Raw genomic sequence first — 2,477 nt, 5'->3', positions numbered from 1 at the left:
AGCTGACGCCGGGCGAGCGTTTCAACGCGCTCGCAGGTGCGTTGCTGCTTGTCACCCCCGCTTCTGCAGCGGGCATCGAACCCGAGGCCGACCGCACCTGACGATAGATTAGCCACAGATCATGCCTCTGCCCAGCGATGCGCCACTGCCACCCAATCTGCCCCGGTTACCCCCACCAGGAGTAACTGGGGCAGATTTGTTGGCGGCCCGACAAGCCGCGGCGCACTGTGACGAGATGTTCTGACGTTACGTCAGAAACGGTCAGGCATGTTTTTCAGCAGGCTAATTTGCAGGCGCCAGATTCTTGAACCTGTTCCATGGGGTGGTGTAGCTTGGCTAGATAACTGCACTGGCGTCGAAACCAGAGAGAGGGGAACAGGCAATCCACGGCCGTAAGCGAAATGCCACGTCCAGCTACTACGGGTTTCGACGCCGCGGCAGTCGGGAACCACCACCGGATCGTTGTTGTAACGGGGGCACATGCAGAGCAGCAGCGCGTAGCGCTGGTTTTCGACCCGCACCAGAGCTGTGCCAAACCAGATCAGCAGCCCCAGCGGCACGATGATTATGTCCCACAAATCCAGTCCTATCCGAACGTGCCCATCATCGCCTACAGCAATCGACCTGCAACACTGTCGTTCTTTTGGTCGGGGCGCGCCACCATGGAGCGGCGGCCCGTCAACCGAAGCAAATCTGCGCGCCAGAACGTGACATTCGCCGCGGATGCGAACGTTTGGGTTAGGTTTTGAAGCGGACCTTCCCGGTCAACATCTACCAGGTCAGCTTGACGCCGAGCTTGCCCTCCCAGGCGTGGGCGGTGCCGTCGAAGCTCTGCTCGTAKCCGACATTGCCGTAAAGGGTCGCGTCGGTGTTGAAATCCCAGCTGCCGCCGAGGTCGAGCTTCCACACGTTGTCTTGCAAGCCGTCGACGGTGAACGGCACGAACCCGCTGGCGGAGGAGAACTCGGTCGTCGGCTCAGCAATGAACTCATGCCAGAAGTCGCCGCGTAACCACAGCGAGGCTTGGCGTACCGGCTCGCCAGGTTTGGCGGGATCATTGCCTTGCGGCTCCTCCAGGTTCCAGCTCCGCGCCAGCCGAGCGCCAATACGGCCGGCCAGTGAATCTTCATTGCTGTAGCGCACGTCGGCATAGCCGTCATTGAAGCCGGAGAGGTTGATGGTCTGGTAGACAAGCTGCGCCTGCGGCTCGATAATCCATCCATTGCCGAGATCGAACGGATAGCCACCCTCCAGCGATGCAGCCAGGCCCCAGCCATCGGTCTCGCCGGCGCGCAGGCCACGCCTGCCCGTCATCGATGCGTCGTACCAAGTCGCCTGCAGCACGCCGTCCACATACCAGTCGCCCGGTCCGAAATGCGTCCAGTAGCCGCCAAGGCTGAAGGCATTGAACTCGTCCTTGCCGCCCTTGAAGCTGAAGCCGAGCAGTTGGTGGGTGACATCGACCTCGCCATGGCCGAAGGCGACGTAGAGGCCGGCGTTGTCGCGTCCACCATCCTGGCTTTCCCGGCGGTAGAGGTCGGTGCCTGCCTGCAGCGCGCCGAAGCCGTAGTCGAACTCGGGTCCGCCGCCATAGATGCCGAGCGGATTGCCGTCGCGGCGGCCGGAAGCGCCGATCAGCCGGCCCCATAGGCCATCGGGCGAACTGTCGTAGCTGCCATCCGCGCCCGGGCCGAGCGCCTGAGCGTTGCCGCCCATGCGTTCGTGCAGCGTGTCGATGATACGGCGGCCGTAGATCGCGGTCGCGACAGGCATCGCCGCATAGAGCGAGACCTCCTGGCGGAAGTGCGGTGTCGGGTTCGGCGGCACCGCGGCATCAGGCGGCACCGGCGGTTTCGGGCCTACGCATTCGGGCAGTGTCGGGACGAGCCCGCAGTCGAGCGCCGAGCGCAGAAACCAGGCCTCGCCGTTGCCGCCGGTCACGCTGCCGCGCTCGAGCGTGTATTCGTAGGGACCCGCCACCACCGGCGCGCCCAACCTGAACGCGCCCGCAGCGGTCGTGCCGCCATTGACCGTATCGACGACCTTGATGCCGTCCGCGCGCGTCAGCAAGCCCGGGCCGCCGGCATTGGTGACGACGATCCCCGTATTGCCGGTTGCAGTGCCGGCGTCGATGAGCAGGAGGTCGGAGGGAGATCCATCGGCGCCTAGAAACGTGGTCAGCGCAAGTGTGCTGCCGGCGGTATAGTCGCCGGCCACGGTAAGCACCGTGCCCTTGCCGGCGGCCGGCGATCCGCCGGTGCGGACGACGCCATGGTTGATGAGCCCGGGGATGGTCTGGTCGAAGCCGGCCAGGTCGAGCGTCCCGCCGCTGCCCACCGTAAAGCTGGAATTGGGACTGAAGGCTCCGGTAGCGCCTGCCCGTAGCGTGCCGGCCGAGATCGTGGTGCCGCCCGTGTAAGTGTTGGCGCCAGTCAGGATCGTCGTACCCGGACCGGTCTGGTTGACCGTTCCTCCAC

General features: G+C 64.7%; 2 protein-coding genes. Both read right to left on the bottom strand.

Going from position 1 to position 2,477, the window contains the following annotated elements:
• Positions 1-251: 251 nt before the first annotated feature.
• Positions 252-578 carry a hypothetical protein gene (locus AC1DUU_RS29430; protein WP_476786857.1) on the bottom strand — a complete coding sequence of 109 codons (327 nt, stop codon included), beginning with the start codon at positions 576-578 and terminating at the stop codon, positions 252-254.
• Between the two features lie 193 nt (positions 579-771).
• Positions 772-2,477, bottom strand: a 1,706-nt coding sequence (locus AC1DUU_RS29425; RefSeq protein WP_476786856.1) for an autotransporter family protein, incomplete at its 5' end; no start/stop codon positions are given.

The sequence above is a fragment of the Aminobacter sp. P4_H6_2 genome (genome assembly GCF_056400805.1).
Note: the sequence above shows the minus strand (reverse complement) of the source record. Positions and strands in the feature narration are given on the sequence as shown.